The sequence below is a fragment of the Pandoraea sputorum genome, from assembly GCF_000814845.2.
Classification (GTDB): domain Bacteria; phylum Pseudomonadota; class Gammaproteobacteria; order Burkholderiales; family Burkholderiaceae; genus Pandoraea; species Pandoraea sputorum.
Genome location: NZ_CP010431.2, coordinates 959,588 through 981,983 on the forward strand (window position 1 = coordinate 959,588; position 22,396 = coordinate 981,983).

The following is a 22,396-nucleotide window of genomic DNA, read 5'->3' on the forward strand; positions in this document are numbered from 1 at the left end:
GTCTCCTCGCCTCAGGCCAGCGACGATGCGGCGTCTTTGATGGCCGCGCGAATGCGGGCGTACGTGCCGCAACGACAGATGTTGCCCGCCATCGCGGTATCGATCTGTTCGTCGTTCGGCGTCTTGTTATCGCGCAGCAGGGCGGTGGCAGACATGATCTGGCCGCTCTGGCAGTAGCCGCACTGCGGCACGTCGTGCTTGACCCATGCGGCCTGCACGGCAGCGCCGACCGGATCGGCACCGACGTTCTCGATGGTGGTGATCTTTTTGCCTTCGACGGCCGACACGGGGGTGACGCAGCTGCGGATGGGCTGGCCGTCGAGGTGGGCGGTGCAGGCACCGCACAACGCCATGCCACAACCGAACTTCGTGCCGGTCATGTTGAGCGCGTCGCGCAAGGTCCAGAGCAGGGGAGTGGCGGGGTCGACGTCGACCTTCACCGTTTTGCCGTTCAGTTGGAACGAAGCCATGGAAACACCTCTTGATGGGTGGATAAGTCGGGGGACGGCTAGACCATACTCCCATTCCACGGAAATTTCAGTTCAGAAGTGCGATGCAAGTCGTTGTATCTAAAGAAATATAGCGGTCTGCTTTTATGGTGAAAGTGAGAGGCAGGGGTGGCGTCGGCGTCGTTGTGAAGCCGTCGTCAACGTAGCGATGAGGCGCGCCGCAGGTTCGCAAACGACCCAAACGAGTGGATTGGAGTGGATTGACGCGTCACGCAGGGGTTTTCGGCGCGGCGCCAACGTGTTGCGGTGCAATGAAGTACAATTCGACCTACATTCCCCTACCAACACTTTCCTAAGCCGGAAGAAAGATCTGGGCATGCGCACCAACTGCCTCACCCCTCTGTGCTTCTGCCCGATGACCGAACACGATTCGTCATCGGCGCGAATGGTGTTCTCGCACGGCAGTCGTCGATCTCGTTGACCGCAGATTGACCGTTGTCGGCCCGCGCGCACCCCTTGCGCCTGCGGTCGGCACGCCCAGCGCATAACCGATTTTGACTTTCGGCGCGTCCCGCGAGACGAACGCCGACGGCGGATGCACCGCCGCAATGACGAGCCCGACAAGATGAACGCACCCTTGCCTGCCTTCGAGCCGCACGACGCTAAGCATGCCGTAGCCGCTCAACCCCCGCGTCTGCGTGAAATTCCCTACAACTACACGTCGTTTTCGGACCGCGAAATCGTCATGCGCCTGCTTGGCGCGGACGCCTGGGCGATCCTCGACGAACTCCGTGCCGAACGCCGTACCGGCCGCTCGGCACGCATGCTGTATGAAGTGCTCGGCGACATCTGGGTGGTACGCCGTAACCCGTATCTGCAAGACGACCTGCTCGACAACCCGAAGCGCCGCAAGCTGCTGATCGACGCGCTCGACCACCGTCTGAACGAGATCGACAAGCGTCGCCGTGCCGACGTGGCCGAACACGCCGACGCGCATGGCCGCGAGCGTGCAGCCCGCGTCGAGCAACTGGAAGTGGCCGCGCGCCGCGCCGTGGCGGACTTCGCCGCCGAGTTCGAGAAGATGGCCGAACTGCGCCGTCGCGCGAAAAAGGTGCTCGGTCGCACGACTGCCAGCGACAACATCAAGTTCGACGGCCTGTCGCGTGTCTCGCACGTGACGGACGCGACCGACTGGCGCGTGGAATATCCGTTCGTGGTGCTGACCCCGGACAGCGAAGCCGAAATGGCCTCGCTGGTGAAGGGCTGCTTCGAACTGGGGCTGACGGTGATCCCGCGTGGAGGTGGCACGGGCTACACGGGTGGCGCGATTCCGCTCACGCCGTTCTCGGCCGTCATCAATACGGAAAAGCTGGAACAACTCGACGAAGTCGAATACTTGCAACTACCGGGCGTCGACAAGCCGGTCGGTACGATCTTCTCGGGGGCGGGCGTGGTCACGCGCCGTGTGGCCGAAGCCGCCGAGCGTGCCGGTCTGGTGTTCGCTGTCGACCCCACGTCGATCGATGCTTCGTGCATCGGCGGCAACGTCGCCATGAACGCCGGTGGCAAGAAGGCTGTGCTGTGGGGCACCGCGTTGGATAACCTCGCGTGGTGGCGCATGGTCGATCCGCAGGGCAACTGGCTGGAAGTCACGCGTCACGATCACAACCTCGGCAAGATTCACGACATTCCGGTCGCTCGCTTCGAACTGAAATGGTTCGACGGTAATCAGGCTCCGGGTGAAGTGCTGCTCAAGACCGAGATGCTGGAGATCGAAGGCAAGCGTTTCCGCAAGGAAGGCCTGGGCAAGGACGTCACGGACAAGTTCCTCGCCGGTTTGCCGGGCATTCAGAAGGAAGGCTGCGACGGCCTGATCACGAGCGCGCGCTGGATTCTGCACAAGATGCCCGCGCATACGCGTACGGTGTGTCTGGAGTTCTTCGGCCAGGCGAAGGAAGCGATTCCGAGCATCGTCGAAATCAAGGACTACATGTTCGCGCAGACGGCTGCGGGCGGCGCGATTCTCGCCGGTCTGGAGCATCTGGACGAACGCTATCTGCGCGCCGTGGGCTATGCCACGAAGTCGAAGCGCAACGCGTTCCCGAAGATGGTGCTGATCGGCGATATCGTTGGCGACGACGACAACGCGGTCGCACAAGCGACGTCGGAAGTCATTCGTATGGCCAACGGCAAGAGCGGCGAAGGGTTCGTCGCCGTGTCGGCCGAGGCGCGCAAGAAGTTCTGGCTCGACCGCTCGCGCACGGCCGCCATCGCCCGCCACACGAACGCCTTCAAGATCAACGAAGACGTGGTGATTCCGCTGCATCGCATGGGCGAATACACGGATCACATCGAACGCATCAACATCGAGCTTTCGCTCAAGAACAAGCTGCAACTGGTCGACGCGCTCGAAGCGTTCTTCGAAGCGGGCAATCTGCCGCTCGGCAAGACGGACGACGCGAACGAAATTCCGTCGGCTGAAATTCTCGAAGATCGCGTGCAGACGGCGCTCACGATGCTGCGCGAGGTCCGCGCACGCTGGGAGTACCTGCGCGATAACTTCGAGATGTCGCTCGCCGACGCCATTCCGCTGCTCAACCGTCACGGCATTCGCGATATCAACGTCGCGCTGAACGACCGTCTGAACAAGCATCCGGAAACGCGCCTCATCGATCTGTTGCAAGACCGCACGGTACGCATTTCGTGGAAGCAGGAGATTCGCGCCGAACTGCGTCAGATCTTCACGGGCGGCGAGTTCAAGCCGATCCTCGACGAAGCGCAGGCGATCCACAAGCGCGTGCTGCACGGCCGTGTGTTCGTCGCACTCCACATGCACGCTGGTGACGGCAACGTGCACACGAACATCCCGGTCAACTCGGACAACTACGAGATGCTCCAGGATGCGCACAAGGCCGTGGCCCGCATCATGGACATCGCGCGCTCGCTCGACGGCGTGATCTCGGGCGAACACGGCATCGGCATCACCAAGCTGGAGTTCCTGACGGAAGCCGAGATCGGCGAATTCCGCGCGTACAAGATGCGCGTGGACCCGGAAGGACGCTTCAACAAGGGCAAGCTGCTCAATCTGCCCGAGCTGCCCGCCGATCTGCGCAACGCCTATACGCCCAGCTTTGGGCTGATGGGCTACGAGTCGCTGATCATGCAGCAGTCGGACATCGGCGCGATTGCCGACAGCGTGAAGGACTGCCTGCGCTGCGGCAAGTGCAAGCCGGTGTGCGCCACGCACGTGCCGCGCGCGAACCTGCTCTACAGCCCGCGTAACAAGATTCTCGCAACGTCGCTGCTCATCGAAGCGTTCCTGTACGAAGAGCAGACGCGCCGTGGCGTGTCGATCAAGCACTGGGACGAGTTCAACGACGTGGCCGATCACTGCACGGTCTGCCACAAGTGCGTCACGCCCTGCCCGGTCAAGATCGACTTCGGCGACGTGACGATGAACATGCGTAACCTGCTGCGCAAGATGGGCAAGAAGAAGTTCAACCCGGGCGCGGCCGCCGGTATGTTCTTCCTGAACGCGACCAACCCCGAGACGATCAACATCACCCGCAAGGTGATGATCGACTGGGGATACAAGGCGCAACGCTTCGGTGCGGATATCTTCAAGAAGATCGCCAAGAAGCAGACGGCCCACCCGCCTGCAACGGTCGGCAAGCCGCCGCTGCGCGAAGAGGTGATCCACTTCGTCAACAAGAAGATGCCGGGCAACTTGCCGAAGAAGACGGCGCGCGCGCTGCTCGACATCGAAGACAACAAGGTGGTGCCGATCATTCGCAATCCGAAGGCCACCACGGTGGATTCGGAAGCGGTGTTCTACTTCCCTGGCTGCGGCTCGGAGCGTCTGTTCTCGCAGGTCGGTCTCGCCACGCAGGCAATGCTCTGGCACGTGGGCGTGCAGACGGTGCTGCCGCCGGGCTATCTATGCTGCGGCTATCCGCAACGCGGATCGGGGCAGGGCGAGAAGGCCGAGAAGATCGTGACGGACAACCGCGTGCTCTTCCACCGCATGGCCAACACGCTGAACTACCTCGATATCAAGACGGTGGTGGTGTCGTGCGGCACTTGCTACGATCAGCTCGCGGGCTACGAATTCGAGAAGATCTTCCCGGGCTGCCGTATCGTGGACATCCACGAGTACCTGCTTGAGAAGAACGTGAAGCTCGAAGGCGTGAACGGTACGCGCTACATGTATCACGATCCGTGCCACACGCCGATCAAGACGATGGACCCGGTCAAGCTCGTGAACCAGTTGATGGGCAGCGAGAACGACGGCTACAAGATCGAGAAGAACGATCGGTGCTGCGGCGAATCGGGTACGCTGGCGGTCACGCGTCCGGATATCTCGACGCAGATCCGCTTCCGCAAGGAAGAGGAGATGCGCAAGGGCGCGGCGAAGCTGCGGGCGGACGGCAAGGTGGAAGACGTCAAGATCCTGACGAGCTGCCCGTCGTGCCTGCAAGGTCTGTCGCGCTACAACGACGACGCCGATGTCACAGCCGACTACATCGTCGTCGAGATCGCCAAGCACATTCTGGGCGATCAGTGGCTGGTGGACTACGTCAAGGATGCAAACAACGGCGGCATCGAACGCGTGCTGGTCTGATGCACCTCTTACCCCTCGTGCGCCTCTGGGGGACGCGGCCGATGACTGACCGACGGACCACGGAGGTGGCATGGAGGTAGTCTACACAGCACTGATCCTGCTGTTCGTAGTGGCGCTGACCGGCGTGCTGGTCAGCTTCGTCAGATTCCTGCCTGTCCCGCTCGTGCAGATTGCCGTGGGCGCCGCGCTCGCCTATCCGGGCGCGGGTCTGCACATCGATCTCGATCCCGAGATCTTCTTCCTGCTGTTCATCCCGCCGCTGCTGTTTGCCGACGGCTGGCGCATGCCCAAGCGCGAGTTCTGGCACTTGCGCGTGCCGATCGTCGCCATGGCGCTCGGCCTCGTGATCTTCACGGTGCTCGGCGTGGGCTACTTCATCCACTGGATGATCCCGTCGATTCCGCTGGCGGTCGCGTTCGCGCTCGGTGGCGTGCTCTCGCCGACCGACGCCGTCGCCGTCTCCGCGCTCACCGGGCGTATGCGCATGCCCACGCGGCTCATGCATGTGCTCGAAGGCGAGGCGATGATGAACGACGCGTCGGGCCTCGTCGCGTTCAAGTTCGCGCTGGTGGCCGCGACCACAGGCGTCTTTTCCATCGGCAACGCCACGTTCTCTTTTTTCGTCATCGCGCTGGGCGGCCTGCTTGCGGGCTGGGCGGTGACGTGGCTGTTCACGCAATTCCACCGCCGTGTGCTGGACGCCTCCACGGAAGAGCCCGCGACCGTGGTGCTGCTTCTGCTGCTGATGCCGTTCGCCGCATATCTGCTCGCAGAACACTTCGGTTTCTCGGGGATTCTGGCGGCCGTGGCCGCAGGCATGACCGTGAGTTCGACCGATCTGCTCAATACCCGTACAGCGACGCGCATTCTCGGCAACGGCGTGTGGTCGATGCTCGAATTCGTCTTCAACGGCGCGGTGTTCGTGCTGCTCGGCCTGCAACTGCCGGACATTGTGCGTGCGGCGCTGCGTCCGAGCGAGCATCTGTGGGGCACGCTGACGAATCTCGGCGAGCTGATGTTCTACGTCGGTGCGATTTCCGCCGTGCTCATCGTCCTGCGCTTTTGCTGGGTCTGGGTGGCGTGGCGCGTGATGTATTTCCTCGGCATGCGTCGCGGTGAGATCACGATGAAGCCGGGCATGCGCTTTACCGGCGTGACGGCGCTCTCCGGTGTGCGCGGCGCAGTGACGCTGGCCGGTGCACTCTCCGTGCCTCTGGCGCTGCCGGGAGGTGCGCCGTTCCCGGGACGCGATCTGCTCATCTTCCTCGCTGCGGGCGTGATTCTGCTCTCGCTCATCGGTGGCAGCCTCGGGTTGCCGATCCTGCTGCGTGGCGTGCGCTGGCCTGTCGAAGACCCACGCAATCGCGAGATGGGTGAGGCGCGGCTGGCGGCGTCCGAAGCGGCGATCCGTGCGGTGGAGTCGTTGCAGAAGATGATCGCCAAATCGGGCGACGAACTGGATACGGCCGTGTGCGCGGAAGCGGCGGCGCGGGTGATGGGCCGGTATCGCCGAACGCTCAACGCGTCGACCGCGACCGACGAGATGCGCGAGCGCGCAGTGCGTGAGGTCGAAGTGGAGCGACGCTTGCGGGCCGCCGCGTTGCAGGCGGAGCGCGTGGAGCTGTCGCGTCTGCGCATTACGCACCGCATCAACGACGAAACGCTGCGCGAACTGCTCAGCGAAATCGACTTCGCCGAACTCGCGCTGGGGCCGGTCGATCCGGCCACCGGCAAGCGTCGCAAAGGAAAGAAGCACTGACGTGTGCCGTCCCTTTATTGCTTTCATCGAATTTGGGACGACAGCACGACAGGCCAACGGGAGGGAGAGTCATCATGGAATGTCCGTTTTGCGCCGGTGACGGCGGCGAAGTGGTGTGGCGCGACCCGGTGTTGCGCGTGGTGCTGGCGAGCGAGCATGGTTATCCCGGCTTCGCACGCGTGATCTGGAGCGAGCACGTCGCGGAGATGAGCGATCTGCCGCAGGCGGCGCGCGAGCATGTGATGCGCGCCGTGTTCGCCGTCGAAACCGCACAGCGCACGGTGATGTCGCCGCACAAGGTCAACGTCGCGAGCCTGGGCAATATGGTGCCGCACGTGCACTGGCACGTGATTCCACGTTATCGCGACGACATCCACTTCCCCGGTTCGGTCTGGAGCGCGGCGCAGCGCGAACTGCCGGACGCGGTCATCGCGGAGCGCTCGGCATGGCTGCCAGCGTTGCGCGAGGCCATCGTGGCAGAATTGGAACGTATGCCGGGCTGGCCGGCCTGATTCAGCGACCCGATTCGGCGACCTGACTGCGCACGCTTGAGCGGCTATACTGCCCGCCGATGTGCCGAATGCGGCACTCGCGCAGGTTCTGTGCGCGGCGACTGAATTTTCTGGAGCAAGATCATGGCTGGGCTGGAGAAAGACACGCCGATTCCCGTTTCCCTGACGCTGCATCGCGCATCAAAGGTGCTGGAACTCGGTTACGAGGACGGCAAGACCTACCGCCTGCCGTTCGAAATGCTGCGCGTGCTTTCGCCGTCGGCGGAAGTGCGCGGTCACGGGCCGGGGCAGGAGACACTGCAAACCGGCAAGCGTGACGTCACGCTGAACGGTCTGGAGCCGATCGGCAATTACGCCGTGCGTCCCGTCTTCTCGGACGGTCACGACACCGGCATCTACTCGTGGGATTACCTCTACGAGCTGTGCGTGCGTCAGGGCGCGCTGTGGCAGGAATACCTGGACAAGCTCGCGGCAGCGGGTGTCGATCGCGACACACCGATGGTGTCGCCCGCGGCCGGTGGCTGTCACCACCATTGAGGCCCCGGCGCCGCATACACGCGAGTGTGTGCCCGCTTACCTGATTTTGGAGATGTGCAATGGGTGATCAGACCCACTTCGGTTATACGACCGTCGACGAGAAGGAAAAAGCTGGCAAGGTTGCCGAGGTGTTCCATTCCGTCGCGAGCAAGTACGACATCATGAACGACCTGATGTCGGGCGGCCTGCACCGCATCTGGAAGGCCTTCACGATCGGACGCGCCGCCGTGCGTCCCGGTTTCAAGGTGCTCGACATCGCAGGCGGCACGGGCGATCTGTCCAAAGCGTTCGCGCGTGCGGCGGGCCCGACCGGCGAAGTCTGGCACACCGACATCAACGAGTCGATGCTGCGTGTGGGCCGCGATCGTCTGCTCGACGACGGCATCGTCACGCCGTCGCTGCTCTGCGACGCCGAGAAACTGCCGTTCCCGTCGAACTATTTCGACGTGGTGACTGTGGCGTTCGGTCTGCGCAACATGACCCACAAGGACGCCGCGCTCGCGGAAATGCGCCGCGTGATCAAGCCGGGCGGCAAGGTCATGGTGCTGGAGTTCTCGAAGGTCTGGCAGCCGCTGGAAAAGGCGTACGACGCCTATTCGTTCAAAGTGCTGCCGTGGCTGGGCTCGCGCATCGCGGGCGACGCCGACAGCTATCGCTATCTGGCCGAGTCGATTCGCATGCATCCGGATCAGGAAACGCTCAAGACGATGATGGAAGACGTCGGGCTGGAGCGCGTGGAGTATCACAACCTCACCGCCGGTGTCGTCGCCCTGCACATCGGACGTAAGTTCTGAGTACACACTTACTTACCTGATCGTCCAGACGACATGCAGCGCCCCGGATTGCGGAGAAACGCCGCACCGGGGCGTTTTGTTTGCAATCCCCTAAGTACAAGCTAATTTTGCTGTGGCAGAATCGCCCGTCGCCTTATCTGGTTTTAGTACGTAAAAAACGTCTGAACCATTTGGGTTGACGTCTGTCAATAGACAGCAACCTATAACTCCACGGAGAGACCAGAACGATGTTCCAGTTCCTGAAAAACAAGCTGTTGTTGGGCGTTGTGGCCGGCGTAGTGGCGGTCGGCATGACGATCGCGGACGCTGACGCCAAGCGCGTTGGCGGCGGCCGGAGCATCGGCAAGCAGTCCAACACCGTGACGCAACGCCAGGCAACGCCGCAGCAGCCGGCGCAAGCCGCTCCGGGCGCAGCCCCGACTCAGGCCGCTCCGGCGGCTGCTGGCGCAGGTGCCGCAGGCGCGGCCGCAGCCGCCAAACCGGCCAACCGCTGGCTCGGACCGATCGCCGGTCTGGCTGCAGGTCTCGGTATTGCCGCGCTGTTGTCGCACTTCGGCATGGGTGGCGCGTTCGCCAGCATGATGGCCAACGTCATCATCATTGCGTTGATCGCTTTCGCCGTCATGTGGCTGATCCGCCGCTTCCGTGGCAATAAGTCGCAGTCCCAGACACCGGCCTATGCAGGCGCAGGCAACGACGCATCGGCGAACAATTCGCTGCGTCAGCAATGGGATAACTCGCAGCAGCCGCAGCAGACCGCTTTCCAGACGGCTGCCCCGGTCGCCGCAGGTGCCGCAGCCGGTGCCGCCGCAGCCGAGTCGTTCGGTGTACCGGCCGGTTTCGACACGGAAGGCTTCCTGCGTAGCGCGAAGGTGTACTTCAACCGTCTGCAAGCCGCCTGGGACAAGGGCGATCAGGCCGACATCAACGAGTTCACCACGCCGCAGATGTTCGCGGAAATCAAGATGGACCTCGAAGAGCGCGGTAAGTCGACCAACCGTACGGACGTCGTGCAACTGGACGCCGAACTCCTCGGCATCGAGCAATCGACCAGCGAATACATGGCAAGCGTTCGCTTCTCGGGCCTGATCCGCGAAGCCGAAGGTGCTGCCGCCGAGCCGTTCAACGAGGTATGGAACCTGACCAAGCCGGTGACCGGCAACGGTGGCTGGGTGCTCGCCGGGATTCAGCAGCTCGCCTAAGCTGGCTTCAACTGGCTTAATCCGAATCAGGCTGGCGACGTTTTTGGCGTAACCTGCCTTACAATGAGAGCCCGCGCGTCAATGCGCGGGCTCTTTTGTTTTTGCCGTCCGAAGGTTGTCTGCGGACGGCGTCTTTCGGTGCGACCGGTGTTCTGCGCCGGCCGGCCGCCAAGCTCATGACCTTAGCCGCCAAAGCCTTTGCCGCCACCGTGAACCATTTGCTCGCCCGCGAACCGTGGGCTCGCGACCGTCTGCGCCATCATGTCGGTGCGTCTGCCCGGTTGGCCATGTCGGCAATCGACGTGCGCCTGCGCGTGGGCGACGACGGCTATCTGGCCGCCACTGAGGCGGACTTTCCCTGCGATGTCAGCATCTCGGTGCCTCCGGCGGCGTTGGCGGACTTCGCGGGCGGCGGACAGGCCGCGGTGATGCGTCACGTCAAGATCGAAGGCGACGCCGAGTTCGCCAATACGGTGTCCTATCTGGCGCAGCATCTGCGCTGGGAAGTGGCCGAAGACCTCAGCAAATTCATCGGCGACGCCGCCGCGCATCGCGTGACGGAGACCGGCCGCGCGGCTGTCGCCGGTGCTCGCCGCACGGGCGGCACACTGGTGCGCTCGCTGGCCGACTACTTCGTGGAAGAGAACCCGCTGCTGGTGGCGCGTCCGCGTCTCGATGCGATGCGCACCGACATCGGCACGCTGCGCGACGACCTCGCGCGGCTGGAAAAGCGTCTCGAGAAGTTAGAACGTCTGAAGGGGCCGCCTGCTGCGGCGTCCCGCACTACCGGAGGCCGCTGAACGATGCGTCTCCTGCGTCTCATCAAGATTTTCTTCGTCTGCTACCGCTACGGGCTCGACGAGCTGGTGCTCTCGAGCATTCCGCACCCCTTTACGCGCGGGCTGCTGCGCGTACTCACGATCGGGCGTAGCGGGCTGAAGGCGCCGCGCGGCGAACGTCTGCGTCTGGCGCTCGAATCGCTGGGGCCGATCTTCGTGAAGTTCGGGCAAGTGCTCTCGACGCGTCGTGATCTGATGCCGCCGGACATCGCACAGGAACTCGCGCGCTTGCAGGATCAGGTGCCGCCGTTCGATCCACAAGTTGCACATGCGAGCATCGAAAAGTCGCTGGGACGTCCGCTCGACGAAGTGTTCGTGGAGTTCGAGCGCATGCCGGTGGCGAGCGCATCGATTGCGCAGGTCCACTTTGCTCGGATTCGCGATGGCGAGCACGCAGGCAAGGAGGTTGCGGTCAAGGTGCTGCGTCCAAACATGCTGGGCGTGATCGACAGCGATCTGGCGCTCATGCGCGATCTGGCCGGTTGGGTGGAGCGTCTGTGGCCGGACGGCAAGCGCCTGAAGCCGCGTGAGGTGGTGGCCGAGTTCGACAAGTACCTGCACGACGAACTCGACCTGATGCGCGAGGCCGCCAACGCGGCGCAACTGCGTCGTAACTTCATCGATTCCGGCATGTTGATGGTGCCGGAGATCTATTGGGAATTCAGTTCCAGTTCCGTGCTCGTGATGGAGCGTATGCACGGCGTGCCGATCAGCCAGATCGACGTGCTGCGCGAGGCGGGTGTCGATCTGAAGAAGCTGGCGCGCGAAGGCGTCGAAATCTTCTTTACGCAGTTCCTGCGCGACGGTTTCTTCCACGCGGATATGCATCCGGGCAACATCCTCGTGAGTCTGGATCCCGCAACGTTCGGACGCTACATCGCGCTGGATTGCGGCATCGTCGGGGCGCTGTCCGAATTCGACAAGAACTATCTCGCGCAGAACTTCCTCGCGTTCTTCCGTCGCGACTATCACCGGGTGGCGTCGCTGCATCTGGAGTCGGGCTGGGTGCCGCCGGACACGCGTGTGGAAGAACTCGAAGGTGCGATTCGCGCGGTGTGCGAGCCGTACTTCGATCGTCCACTCAAAGAGATTTCGCTGGGGCTGGTGCTGATGCGTCTGTTCCAGACGTCGCGCCGCTTCAACGTCGAAATTCAGCCGCAACTCGTGTTGCTGCAGAAGACGCTGCTCAATATCGAAGGGCTGGGACGTCAGCTCGATCCCGACCTCGATCTCTGGAAGACGGCCAAGCCGTTCCTGGAGCGCTGGATGGCCGAACAGATCGGCCCGCGCGGCTGGCTGGAGCGGTTGAAAGCGGAAGTGCCGCAGTGGAGCAAGACGATGCCGCAATTGCCGCGGCTCATCCATCAGGCGTTGGCGGCGCATGCACGCCCGCAGGACGACACGCTGCTGCTCGCACTGCTTCAGGAGCAACGCCGCACCAACCGTCTGCTCACCGGCGCGTTCTGTCTCGTGGGCGGCATCGCCATTGGCGTGCTGACGGCGTTCGTGTGGTTGTATAGCTAAGCGCTGAGAAGGGAGGGGACGTGGTCGTGAATCATAGACAGTCGGTGGTGCTCCACGCCTCGCGCGAAGGGGAGTCCCCGGAGAAGAGCGGGGCGACGCCGGTTCCCTCGTTTGCGCATCGCGACCCGTCGCGCGCGGAATTCTGGGACGAACGTTTCGCCAGCGCCTTCATGCCATGGGACGCCGCTGGTGTGCCGCAGGCATTGCGAGCGTTCGTGGCAGGCGAGTGCGCGGCGCGTGCCACGCTGATCCCCGGCTGTGGTGCAGCGTACGAAGCCGCGTGGCTCGACGCACAAGGCTGGCCGGTGCGGGCCATCGATTTCTCGCCAGTGGCTGTCGATTCGGCGAAGGCGCAACTGGGAGCGCGTGCGTCGCTCGTCGAACAGGCCGACTTCTTCACCTACACGCCGCCGTTCACGCTCGACGTCATCTATGAACGCGCATTCCTCTGTGCGTTGCCGCGCGATCTCAGGGCGGACTACGCCCGTCGCATGGCGCAACTGCTGCCGTCGGGCGCACGTCTGGCCGGATTCTTCTTTCTCAAGGAAACGCCGAAGGGACCACCGTTCGGCATCGCGCCGGAAGCCCTCGACACGCTGCTGTCGCAGGACTTCGTCTGCGAAGTCGACCGTCTTGTCGACGACTCGGTGCCGGTCTTTGCCGGGGCCGAGCACTGGATGGTCTGGCGACGTCGCTGATCGTTCGTGGCGAGGCATTTGCGCAACACGTCGCTGACGTCAACTGCGCCTAACCGCCTGACAGTCACTCGGTATTTCCCGATATTTGCCATGATCCGTCCGGGGATTTGTGACTTTTTTACCCGCGCATCCCGCGCGCCGCTATAATCGGCCCAAAATTTTTTCCCCAGGTGGCAAAAACGGGCGCTCCCAAGCGCTGAATCGCATCAGCCCCGTCATGCACGACCTGATTTTCTGTTGCCCGGAAGGCTGCGGCCCAAGGCTCGGTTTCGTTGGCTTGCGCGGCGGCTTCTGTCGGCCGGATGACGCCTGCCCTTGACGTTTCCCTGCCGCAACCGTCGCTCTGGGGTTTGGCTGGGGCCGCGTTATGCTGATCTGGTTTGTCATTCTGTATTGGGTCATTTCGGTGGCTATCGGGCTGTTGGCCGCCCTCAAGGTCCGCAATACCAAGGATTTCACCGTCGCTGGCCGCCGCCTGCCTTACGGCATGGTCGTGGCTGTCGTGTTCGCGACCTGGTTCGGCTCGGAAGCGGTGCTCGGCATTCCTGCGACGTTCATCGGTGACGGCCTGCGCGGCGTGGTGGCCGATCCGTTCGGCTCGTCGATGTGCCTGGTCCTCGTGGGCATGTTCTTTGCCCGCAAGCTGTATCGCATGAATCTCATGACGATCGGCGACTTCTACAAGCTCAAGTACAACCGTACGGTCGAAGTGGTGACCTCGGTCGCCATCGTCATCTCGTACCTCGGCTGGGTCGGCGCACAGATCAAGGCGCTGGGCCTCGTGTTCCATACAGTGTCCGGTGGCGCGATGTCGGAGCCGACGGGCATGATCATCGGTGCGATCTCGGTGCTCGCTTACACGCTGTTGGGCGGCATGATTTCGGTGGCCGTGACCGACTTCATCCAGATGATCATCATCGTCGTGGGTCTGGTGTACATCGCCGTGGTCGTGTCGGGCATGGTGCCGGGCGGGGCGAGCGCAGTGATCGCGCACGCCTCCGAAGCGGGCAAGTTCGTGTTCCTGCCGGAGATGAATCCGGCCGATGTCTTAGCGTTCATAGCGGCCGGCGTCACGATGATGTTCGGTTCGATCCCGCAGCAGGACGTGTTCCAGCGCGTGATGTCGTCCAAGTCGGAGAACATTGCCGTCTCCGGTTCGGTGACGGGCGGCGTGCTGTACTTCTTCTTCACGTTCATTCCGATTTTCCTCGCCTACTCGGCGCTGCTGATCGCCCCGTCGATGGTGCAGAAGTACATTGGCACGGACCCGCAGCAGATCCTGCCGCAGTTGGTGCTCACCAGCGTGCCGATCGTTGCGCAGGTGATGTTCTTCGGGGCGTTGCTCTCCGCCATCAAGAGTTGCGCGTCGGCGACGCTGCTGGCGCCGTCGGTGACGTTCGCGGAGAACATCATTCGTCCGATGCTCAAGGGCCGTATCGACGACAAGCATCTGCTGCGCCTGATGCGTATCGTCGTGCTGTGCTTCACGGCACTGGTGCTGGTGTACGCCATGAACTCGAAGGCGTCGATCTTCCAGATGGTCGAGAGCGCGTACAAGGTCACGCTCGTGTGCTGCTTCGTGCCGCTGGCGTTCGGTCTGTACTGGAAGCGCTCCAGCTCGCTGGGCGGCACGCTGGCCGTGTTCTTCGGGCTGATCGTGTGGATTGCCTGCGAAGCCCTCGCACCGGAAGCGCTGGTGCCCCCGCAACTGGCCGGTCTGCTGGCGTCGATTGCGGGGATGGTCGTCGGCTCGCTGCTGCAACCGGCCTCGGAGCGCGGTCAGCCGCCGGAGCAGCAGGTCTCGACGATCTGAGGCGCTCTGATGGTGAGCGCATAGCGAAAAGGGCGGCAACTGCCGCCCTTTTCCATTGACGACGCGGCTTGCCACGTCGATCGCGGCGACGCCCGGTCTTGATCTTGCCCCACGACGCCCCCATTTATCTCCGTACAAATCCCGAAAGCCTTGTGAAGCGGTTATAATTCAAGGCTTTGCGCGCCTTTTTCCGTCGGAAAGAATCATGCCTATCTATGCCTATCGTTGCGAAACATGCGGTTTCGCCAAGGATGTGCTGCAAAAAATGAGCGATGACCCGCTCACCCAGTGCCCTGAATGCGGCAAGGACTCGTTTCGCAAGCAGGTGACTGCTGCCGGGTTCCAGCTCAAGGGCTCGGGATGGTATGTGACCGATTTCCGCGGTGGTTCCGGCGGCACGAGCGCGCCGGCAGCGGGTGCAGCAGCATCGGCTGCCCCGGCAGCCGCGTCGTCGGGCGAGGGTGCCTCCGCCTCGTCTGCTTCGTCCGCTTCGGCGGGCGGCGAGTCGTCAAGCGCCCCGGCAGCGAGCTGCGGCGGCGGTTGCGCCTGCCATTGAGTCAAACGACCCCTACGACCCCCAGTAGCCGCCCACATTCGCGAGTCCTGCCATGAGCGTTAAAAAACCCGCGTTGAAGACGATTTTCCTCACCGGCCTGCTGGTGCTGGTGCCCCTCGCCATCACGCTTTGGGTGCTCGGCCTGATCATCGGCACGATGGATCAGACCCTGCTGCTCCTGCCGGACGAGTGGCAGCCGTCGCGCCTGCTTGGCCTGCGCATTCCCGGCTTCGGCGTGATCGTCACGCTCGCCTTCGTGTTCGTCGTCGGCCTTCTGACGCATAATTTCATTGGCCAGAAGCTGGTCGGCTGGTGGGAAGCCATTCTGACGCGCATTCCCATCGTTGGACCCTTGTACGGTAGCGTCAAGCAGGTCTCGGACACGCTGCTCTCGAGCAGCGGCAATGCGTTTCGCAAGGCGTTGCTGGTGCGTTATCCGCACGGCGAGTCCTGGACCATCGCTTTCCTGACCGGCGCGCCGGGCGGCGATGTGGTGAATCACTTGCAGGGCGAGTATGTGAGCGTCTATGTCCCGACGACGCCGAATCCGACCTCGGGCTTCTTCCTGATGATGAAGGCGAGCGACGTGATCGAACTCGACATGACGGTCGACGCTGCACTGAAGTACATCGTATCGATGGGCGTGGTGGCGCCCGCCCACAACCCGCGCCAACAACGTCCCGGTCCGCTCCTGTGAGCCACCGGGATCTGTCGACGCCATTTTTTTGAAAATCGGAACAGCAAAATGTCCATGCGTACCTCCTACTGCGGTCTGGTGACCGAGCAACAACTGGGCCAGACGGTCAAGCTTTGTGGCTGGGTCAATCGCCGCCGCGATCACGGCGGGGTCATCTTCATCGACCTGCGCGATCGCGAAGGTCTGGTGCAGGTCGTGTGCGATCCGGACCGCGCTGAGATGTTCAAGGCCGCAGAAGGCCTGCGCAATGAGTTCTGCGTGCAGATCACGGGTCTCGTGCGCAGCCGTCCGGCCGGCACCGAGAACGCCAACCTGACGAGCGGCAAGATCGAAGTGCTGTGCCACGAGCTCCAGGTGCTCAACCCGTCGGTTACGCCCCCGTTCCAGCTCGACGACGAAAACCTGTCGGAAACCACGCGCCTCACGCATCGCGTGCTGGATCTGCGCCGTCCGCAGATGCAATACAACCTGCGCCTGCGTTACAAGGTGGCGATGGAAGTGCGCAAGTATCTCGACGCGCAAGGCTTCATCGACATCGAAACGCCGATGCTCACGAAGAGCACCCCGGAAGGCGCGCGCGACTACCTCGTGCCGTCGCGTGTGAACGCCGGCCAGTTCTTCGCGTTGCCGCAGTCGCCGCAGCTGTTCAAGCAGCTGCTGATGGTGGCTGGCTTCGACCGCTACTACCAGATCACCAAGTGCTTCCGCGACGAAGACCTGCGCGCTGACCGTCAGCCGGAATTCACGCAGATCGACTGCGAAACCTCGTTCCTCTCGGAGCAGGAAATTCGCGATCTGTTCGAGAACATGATTCGTCACGTGTTCAAGGAAGCCATCGACGTCGAACTCGACGCGAAGGTGCCGGTCATGGAGTACTCGGAAGCGATGCGCCGCTTCGGTTCGGACAAGCCGGACCTGCGTGTGAAGCTTGAATTCACCGAGTTGACCGACGTGATGGGCGACGTGGACTTCAAGGTGTTCTCGGTGCCGGCCACGACCGAAGGCGGCCGTGTCGTCGCCCTGCGCGTGCCGGGCGGTGCAGAGATCTCGCGTAGCGAAATCGATGCGTACACCGACTTCGTGAAGATCTACGGTGCGAAGGGTCTGGCCTGGATCAAGGTCAATGAAGTCGCGAAGGGCCGCGACGGTCTGCAAAGCCCGATCGTGAAGAACCTGCACGACGCCGCAGTCGCTTCGATCCTTGAGCGCACCGGCGCGCAAGACGGCGACATCATCTTCTTCGGCGCGGACAAGGAAAAGGTCGTCAACGACGGTATCGGCGCACTGCGTCTGAAGATCGGTCATTCGGAATTCGGCAAGTCGCACGGCTTGTTCGAAGCCGGCTGGCGTCCGCTGTGGGTGGTCGACTTCCCGATGTTCGAGTACGACGAGGATGACGCCCGCTGGGTCGCTTGCCACCACCCGTTCACGAGCCCGAAGGACGAGCACATCGATTACCTCGAGACCGACCCGGGCAAGTGCCTGGCAAAGGCCTACGACATGGTGCTCAACGGCTGGGAAATCGGCGGCGGTTCGGTCCGTATCTTTCAGGAAGACGTGCAGAGCAAGGTGTTCCGTGCGCTCAAGCTGGGTGAAGAAGAGGCGCGTGCGAAGTTCGGCTTCCTGCTCGACGCCCTGCAATACGGCGCGCCCCCGCACGGCGGTATCGCGTTCGGTCTGGACCGCGTCATCACGATGATGGCCGGTGCCGATTCGATCCGCGACGTGATCGCGTTCCCGAAGACGCAACGTGCGCAGGATCTGCTCACGCAAGCACCGTCGCCGGTCGACGAGCGTCAGCTGCGCGAACTGCACATCCGCCTGCGTCAGCCGGAAGCGCCGAAGGCGTAAGCCGACGCGTTGCATCCGCAAGCCACCGCCGGGACTTGTGTCCCGGCATGGCGAGCCGGTTGGAAAACCCCCTTTGCCGTGAGGCGAGGGGGTTTTTGCTTTCTGGCGTGCGTGATGTTGGGGATCCGTGCACCGCAATGTCGCGCAGGCCCTATACAATGCATCATCGCTGCCTGAACCCTGTTGCCTGCATGAAACCCTTCAAGATTCCCGAATCCGTGCTGGTCGTCATCTATACGCCGGCGCTCGACGTCCTGCTCATCGAGCGTGCCGACGCGGGGAATTTCTGGCAGTCCGTCACCGGTAGCAAGGATCAGCTCGACGAGCCGCTGGTCGAGACCGCCGTGCGCGAAGTGTTCGAAGAGACGGGGATTCGCGTGGCGAACGGCACACCCGTGCCCGACACGGCGCTGACCGACTGGCATCACGAGATTCAGTACAACATCTACCCACGCTGGGCGCACCGCTACGCGCCGGGCGTCACGCGCAACACGGAACACTGGTTTGGCCTGTGTGTCCCGGAAAACACGGTCGTGACGCTCTCGCCGCGCGAGCACGTCGACTATGTCTGGTTGCCGTGGGAAGCAGCCGCCGAGCGTTGTTTCTCTCCCTCGAACGGCGACGCCATCCGGCAGTTGCCGTTGCGCGTGCGCTGATCGTCCGCCCTATGTCCCGCGTGCCCATCGTCCCCCCGCCCAGCCGATGAGCAAATATCTGCCGTTCTCCCGCGACAACGAACTGGCACTGCTTTATCTCGGCGCGAACTACTTTACCGCCCTCATCGACGCCATCGATCGCGCCCAGCATGACGTGGCGCTCGAGACGTACATCTTCGAAGCGGACGACGCCGGGCAGAGCGTCAGCGCCGCGCTGCAACGGGCGGCGCAACGTGGGGTCAAAGTGCGCGTGATCACGGACGGCATCGGCACCAGCCGACGCCTGCCGTTCTTCGACGACTGGCGTGAGAACGGGGTGGCGCACCGCATTTACAACGCTCGACTCTTCGGCAAGTTCGGCTTTTCGCGCACGCATCGCAAGATCGCTGTCGTCGATCACACGGTGGCGTTCGTGGGCGGCATCAACATCATCGACGACTACAACGGTGGCGGTGGTGGCGGCACGCGCATGGACGACCCGCGCTGGGACTTTGCGGTGCAGTGCCGCGGACCTATCGTCGCTGAGATCGTGGCGGCGTTTCATCTGCAATGGCAGCGTCTGGCGCCGGGGTATCTCGGTACGCCGTTTCGCCACCGTCGCCGGGGCTTGCGCGGGCGCTTGCACGCGCCCTATACCGGGCAGGCGGCCTTCGTCGCGCGGGACAACCTCCACAATCGTCGCGCGGTCGAGAAGGCGTATCTGATGGCGCTGGGACGGGCGCGTCACGAGGTCTGGCTTGCCAATCCTTACTTCGTCCCTGGACGTCGTCTGCGACGCGCTCTCACGCAGGCCGCCAGACGCGGCGTGTCTGTGCATCTGCTCATTGGCCGCAAGGAATTCCGATTGCTCGACACGGCGGTGCCGTGGCTGTACGCCAAGCTGCTCGACGCCGGGGTGCGCATCGGTGAGTACGACATGCGTCAGTTGCACGGCAAGGTGGCGGTGGTGGACGATGTCTGGGCGACGGTCGGCTCGTCGAATCTCGATGCGTTGTCTCTGTTTCTGAATCACGAAGCCAATGTCGTGGTGCTCGACGATCCCGTTGTCATCGAACTGCGCGACCATATTCGTCGCGCGTTCGGGGACGCACGTCTGATCGACCCGGAGCGCTACGGCGAACGCTCGCGCTGGCGGCGCTTTCGTCAGTGGATGGCCTACCGGCTCTATCGCCTGGCGATGAAACTGCTCACCCGCGGCAAGTACGACTGAGCGGCGACTGAGCGACGACTGAGCGACGACTGAGCGGCGTCCACCCCTCTCCGACTGCCTGCCCGCGCCCGCCGGGCCGGGGTCCAGCCCCAATACCGATTAGGTATTCCGGTCTAATAAATTCCTTGTTACCCCATGGACGTTTCCCAATAATAGGACGGCCGTTCGATTTTTTGGTTAGCATCGAAGAACGGATAACCAAAGCGATGCAAAACATATGCGAAAGGGTGAACAGACACGTGCCGCGATCCTGAATGCCGCGCTTGAACTGGCGGGGCGGGATGGGCTTGAGGGGCTGACGATCGGCTTGCTGGCCGATCGTATGCAAATGAGCAAGAGCGGCGTCTTCGCGCACTTCGGGTCGCGTGAGGATTTGCAGATCGAAGTGCTGATGGAATACCACCGGCGCTTCGATGAAGAAGTGTTCTCTCCCAGCATGGAAGCGCCGCGCGGCCTGCCGCGACTCAGAGCGCTGGTGGATCGCTGGATGGACAAGCGGATTCGCGAAGTGACGACGGGCTGCATCTATATCAGCGGCGCTGTCGAGTATGACGATCGTGCGGCCAGTCCGGTGCGCGAAGCCTTGGTGAAGAGTGTGCAGTTGTGGCGATCTGCCCTGCTGCGCGCGATTACGCAAGCGAAGGAGGAGGGACATCTGCGCCCGGACACCGATCCGCGCCTGATGCTCTTTGAAATGTACAGCCTGACACTCGGCCTGCATCACGACGCGCGCTTCCTTCGGGACCCCGGCGCCGTCGAGATGACCCGGGTGGCACTGGAAAAACTGATTTCGTCTTATCAGCGCGGGTGAGGCGCGAGCCGTCCGCGATTCGATTCGATTTGTTCGGAGGAGTAGGTCATGGGACAGTACAACGCGCCGCTGCGCGACATGCAATTCGTCATGCACGAACTGCTGGGCGTGGAAAACGAATTGAAGGCGATGCCGAAGCACGCGGACATCGATGCCGACACCATCAATCAGGTGCTCGAAGAAGCCGGCAAGTTCTGTAGCGAGGTCGTCTTCCCGCTCAATCAGGTGGGCGATCGCGAAGGCTGCAAATATGAAGGCGACGGCGTCGTCACCACTCCCACGGGCTTCAAGGCGGCCTATCAGCAATATGTCGAAGCCGGCTGGCCGTCACTCGCGTGCGATCCGGAATTCGGCGGTCAGGGACTGCCGCAGGTCGTGAACAACGCCCTGTACGAAATGCTCAACTCGGCCAACCAGGCGTGGACGATGTATCCCGGCCTGTCCCACGGCGCATACGAGTGTCTGCACGCCCACGGCACCCCCGAACAACAAGCGACCTATCTGCCGAAGATCGTGTCGGGCGAATGGACGGGTACGATGTGCCTGACCGAGCCGCACTGCGGCACCGACCTGGGCATGCTGCGCACGAAGGCCGAGCCGAACGGCGACGGTTCGTACGCCATCTCCGGCACCAAGATCTTTATCTCGGCGGGCGAGCACGACATGGCCGCCAACATCGTTCACCTCGTGCTGGCACGTCTGCCGGATGCGCCTCCGGGAACGAAGGGCATCTCGCTGTTCGTCGTGCCGAAGTTCATCCCCGATGCGAACGGCGCACCGGGTGAACGCAACGGCATCAAGTGCGGCTCCATCGAACACAAGATGGGCATTCACGGCAACGCCACGTGCGTGATGAACCTCGACGGCGCGAAGGGCTGGCTCGTCGGCGAACCGAACAAGGGCCTGAACGCCATGTTCGTGATGATGAACGCGGCGCGTCAGGGCGTTGGCATGCAGGGCATGGGTCTGACCGAAGTCGCGTATCAGAACTCGCTGGTGTACGCCAAGGAACGCATTCAGATGCGTTCGCTCACCGGCCCGAAGGCACCGGACAAGCCCGCCGATCCGATCATCGTGCACCCGGACGTGCGTCGCATGCTGCTCACGCAGAAGGCCTACGTGGAAGGCGGTCGCGCTTTCTCGTACTGGACCGCGCTGCACATCGACAAGGAACTGTCGCATGGCGACGAAGCCGAGCGTAAGGAAGCGGCCGACCTCGTCGCGCTGCTCACGCCGATCATCAAGGCGTTCCTGACGGACAACGCTTTCGAGTGCACGAACCACGCCATGCAGATTTACGGTGGCCACGGGTTCATCTCCGAGTGGGGCATGGAGCAATACGTGCGCGATGCGCGTATCAACATGATTTACGAAGGCACCAACTCGATTCAGGCGCTTGACCTGCTTGGCCGCAAGGTGCTTGGCGACATGGGTGCGAAGCTCAAGAAGTTCGGCAAGCTCGTGTCTGACTTCGTGGAAGCCGAAGGCACCAAGGAAGAGATGCAGGAGTTCATCAATCCGCTCGCGGATATCGGTGACAAGGTCCAGAAGCTGACGATGGAAATCGGCATGAAGGCGATGGCCAATCCGGATGAAGTCGGTGCGGCGTCCGTGCCGTACCAGCGCGTGGTCGGCCATCTGGTCTTCGCGTACTTCTGGGCGCGCATGGCGCGTATTGCACTGGACAAGCAAGGCAGCGGCGACAAGTTCTACGAATCGAAGCTCGCCACGGCGCGCTTCTACTTCGCCAAGTTGCTGCCGGAGACCGCGTCGCAAATTCGCATGGCCCGTGCCGGCGCGAAGACGCTGATGGAAATCGACGTCGACCTGTTCTGAGAGCGGAGGAGATCACCGTGAGCCAAACCAA

18 protein-coding genes are annotated in these 22,396 nt (G+C 62.9%); 17 read left to right on the forward strand and 1 reads right to left on the reverse strand.

Annotated elements, in window-relative coordinates; translation table 11 throughout:
- Nucleotides 1-11: 11 nt before the first annotated feature.
- The gene (locus NA29_RS04365; RefSeq protein ID WP_039396077.1) at nt 12-470 is read right to left on the reverse strand and encodes a (2Fe-2S)-binding protein; all 459 of its coding nucleotides are present in this window, start codon (nt 468-470) and stop codon (nt 12-14) included.
- Between the two features lie 604 nt (nt 471-1,074).
- Here NA29_RS04365 and NA29_RS04370 point away from each other — a divergent pair.
- From NA29_RS04370 to NA29_RS04450, 17 genes are all read left to right on the forward strand, one after another.
- Entirely contained in the window at nt 1,075-5,070 is a 3,996-nt protein-coding gene (locus tag NA29_RS04370; protein WP_039402342.1) for a DUF3683 domain-containing protein, read from the forward strand.
- A gap of 70 nt (nt 5,071-5,140) precedes the next feature.
- Complete coding sequence (locus NA29_RS04375; RefSeq protein WP_052252519.1) at nt 5,141-6,829, forward strand: Na+/H+ antiporter; 1,689 nt, start codon at nt 5,141-5,143, stop codon at nt 6,827-6,829.
- Between the two features lie 74 nt (nt 6,830-6,903).
- On the forward strand, nt 6,904-7,341 hold the full coding sequence (locus NA29_RS04380) for an HIT family protein (RefSeq protein ID WP_039396080.1): 438 nt from the start codon (nt 6,904-6,906) through the stop codon (nt 7,339-7,341).
- A 123-nt stretch (nt 7,342-7,464) separates the two neighbouring features.
- On the forward strand, nt 7,465-7,878 hold the full coding sequence (locus tag NA29_RS04385) for a gamma-butyrobetaine hydroxylase family protein (RefSeq protein WP_039396083.1): 414 nt from the start codon (nt 7,465-7,467) through the stop codon (nt 7,876-7,878).
- 59 nt (nt 7,879-7,937) lie between these two features.
- On the forward strand, nt 7,938-8,672 hold the full coding sequence (gene ubiE, locus NA29_RS04390; RefSeq protein WP_039396086.1) for a bifunctional demethylmenaquinone methyltransferase/2-methoxy-6-polyprenyl-1,4-benzoquinol methylase UbiE: 735 nt from the start codon (nt 7,938-7,940) through the stop codon (nt 8,670-8,672).
- A 227-nt stretch (nt 8,673-8,899) separates the two neighbouring features.
- Complete coding sequence (locus NA29_RS04395) at nt 8,900-9,874, forward strand: Tim44 domain-containing protein (RefSeq protein WP_039396088.1); 975 nt, start codon at nt 8,900-8,902, stop codon at nt 9,872-9,874.
- A gap of 176 nt (nt 9,875-10,050) precedes the next feature.
- Nucleotides 10,051-10,674, forward strand: a complete 624-nt coding sequence (locus NA29_RS04400; protein ID WP_039402346.1) for a ubiquinone biosynthesis accessory factor UbiJ — start codon at nt 10,051-10,053, stop codon at nt 10,672-10,674.
- A 3-nt stretch (nt 10,675-10,677) separates the two neighbouring features.
- Nucleotides 10,678-12,237, forward strand: coding sequence for a ubiquinone biosynthesis regulatory protein kinase UbiB (ubiB, locus tag NA29_RS04405; RefSeq protein WP_039396091.1), 1,560 nt, complete (start codon nt 10,678-10,680; stop codon nt 12,235-12,237).
- A 44-nt stretch (nt 12,238-12,281) separates the two neighbouring features.
- Nucleotides 12,282-12,935 carry a methyltransferase domain-containing protein gene (locus NA29_RS04410; RefSeq protein ID WP_039396093.1) on the forward strand — a complete coding sequence of 218 codons (654 nt, stop codon included), beginning with the start codon at nt 12,282-12,284 and terminating at the stop codon, nt 12,933-12,935.
- Between the two features lie 367 nt (nt 12,936-13,302).
- On the forward strand, nt 13,303-14,748 hold the full coding sequence (locus NA29_RS04415) for a high affinity choline transporter 1 (RefSeq protein WP_039396095.1): 1,446 nt from the start codon (nt 13,303-13,305) through the stop codon (nt 14,746-14,748).
- A 205-nt stretch (nt 14,749-14,953) separates the two neighbouring features.
- On the forward strand, nt 14,954-15,304 hold the full coding sequence (locus NA29_RS04420; protein WP_039396097.1) for an FmdB family zinc ribbon protein: 351 nt from the start codon (nt 14,954-14,956) through the stop codon (nt 15,302-15,304).
- Nucleotides 15,305-15,356: 52 nt separating this feature from the next.
- Nucleotides 15,357-16,001, forward strand: coding sequence for a DUF502 domain-containing protein (locus NA29_RS04425; protein WP_039396100.1), 645 nt, complete (start codon nt 15,357-15,359; stop codon nt 15,999-16,001).
- A gap of 48 nt (nt 16,002-16,049) precedes the next feature.
- Entirely contained in the window at nt 16,050-17,852 is a 1,803-nt protein-coding gene (gene aspS, locus NA29_RS04430) for an aspartate--tRNA ligase (RefSeq protein WP_039396103.1), read from the forward strand.
- 191 nt (nt 17,853-18,043) lie between these two features.
- Nucleotides 18,044-18,508, forward strand: coding sequence for a dihydroneopterin triphosphate diphosphatase (gene nudB / locus NA29_RS04435; RefSeq protein WP_039396107.1), 465 nt, complete (start codon nt 18,044-18,046; stop codon nt 18,506-18,508).
- A 46-nt stretch (nt 18,509-18,554) separates the two neighbouring features.
- A complete protein-coding gene (gene clsB, locus NA29_RS04440) occupies nt 18,555-19,718 on the forward strand; it encodes a cardiolipin synthase ClsB (RefSeq protein ID WP_039396110.1) in 1,164 nt (387 codons plus the stop codon).
- A gap of 217 nt (nt 19,719-19,935) precedes the next feature.
- Complete coding sequence (locus NA29_RS04445) at nt 19,936-20,529, forward strand: TetR/AcrR family transcriptional regulator (protein WP_039396113.1); 594 nt, start codon at nt 19,936-19,938, stop codon at nt 20,527-20,529.
- Nucleotides 20,530-20,577: 48 nt separating this feature from the next.
- Nucleotides 20,578-22,365, forward strand: coding sequence for an acyl-CoA dehydrogenase C-terminal domain-containing protein (locus tag NA29_RS04450; protein ID WP_039396116.1), 1,788 nt, complete (start codon nt 20,578-20,580; stop codon nt 22,363-22,365).
- Nucleotides 22,366-22,396: the final 31 nt, after the last annotated feature.

Bases quoted from the DNA above. Each gene is read 5' to 3' on its own strand.
- aspS (WP_039396103.1), top strand. From the start codon at position 16,050: ATGTCCATGCGTACCTCCTACTGCGGTCTGGTGACCGAGCAACAACTG.
- NA29_RS04400 (WP_039402346.1), top strand. From the start codon at position 10,051: ATGACCTTAGCCGCCAAAGCCTTTGCCGCCACCGTGAACCATTTGCTC.
- NA29_RS04375 (WP_052252519.1), top strand. From the start codon at position 5,141: ATGGAGGTAGTCTACACAGCACTGATCCTGCTGTTCGTAGTGGCGCTG.
- NA29_RS04380 (WP_039396080.1), top strand. From the start codon at position 6,904: ATGGAATGTCCGTTTTGCGCCGGTGACGGCGGCGAAGTGGTGTGGCGC.
- clsB (WP_039396110.1), top strand. From the start codon at position 18,555: ATGAGCAAATATCTGCCGTTCTCCCGCGACAACGAACTGGCACTGCTT.
- NA29_RS04365 (WP_039396077.1), bottom strand. From the start codon at position 470: ATGGCTTCGTTCCAACTGAACGGCAAAACGGTGAAGGTCGACGTCGAC.
- NA29_RS04450 (WP_039396116.1), top strand. From the start codon at position 20,578: ATGGGACAGTACAACGCGCCGCTGCGCGACATGCAATTCGTCATGCAC.
- NA29_RS04370 (WP_039402342.1), top strand. From the start codon at position 1,075: ATGAACGCACCCTTGCCTGCCTTCGAGCCGCACGACGCTAAGCATGCC.
- NA29_RS04385 (WP_039396083.1), top strand. From the start codon at position 7,465: ATGGCTGGGCTGGAGAAAGACACGCCGATTCCCGTTTCCCTGACGCTG.
- NA29_RS04420 (WP_039396097.1), top strand. From the start codon at position 14,954: ATGCCTATCTATGCCTATCGTTGCGAAACATGCGGTTTCGCCAAGGAT.
- NA29_RS04395 (WP_039396088.1), top strand. From the start codon at position 8,900: ATGTTCCAGTTCCTGAAAAACAAGCTGTTGTTGGGCGTTGTGGCCGGC.
- nudB (WP_039396107.1), top strand. From the start codon at position 18,044: ATGAAACCCTTCAAGATTCCCGAATCCGTGCTGGTCGTCATCTATACG.
- ubiE (WP_039396086.1), top strand. From the start codon at position 7,938: ATGGGTGATCAGACCCACTTCGGTTATACGACCGTCGACGAGAAGGAA.
- NA29_RS04425 (WP_039396100.1), top strand. From the start codon at position 15,357: ATGAGCGTTAAAAAACCCGCGTTGAAGACGATTTTCCTCACCGGCCTG.
- NA29_RS04415 (WP_039396095.1), top strand. From the start codon at position 13,303: ATGCTGATCTGGTTTGTCATTCTGTATTGGGTCATTTCGGTGGCTATC.
- NA29_RS04445 (WP_039396113.1), top strand. From the start codon at position 19,936: ATGCGAAAGGGTGAACAGACACGTGCCGCGATCCTGAATGCCGCGCTT.
- ubiB (WP_039396091.1), top strand. From the start codon at position 10,678: ATGCGTCTCCTGCGTCTCATCAAGATTTTCTTCGTCTGCTACCGCTAC.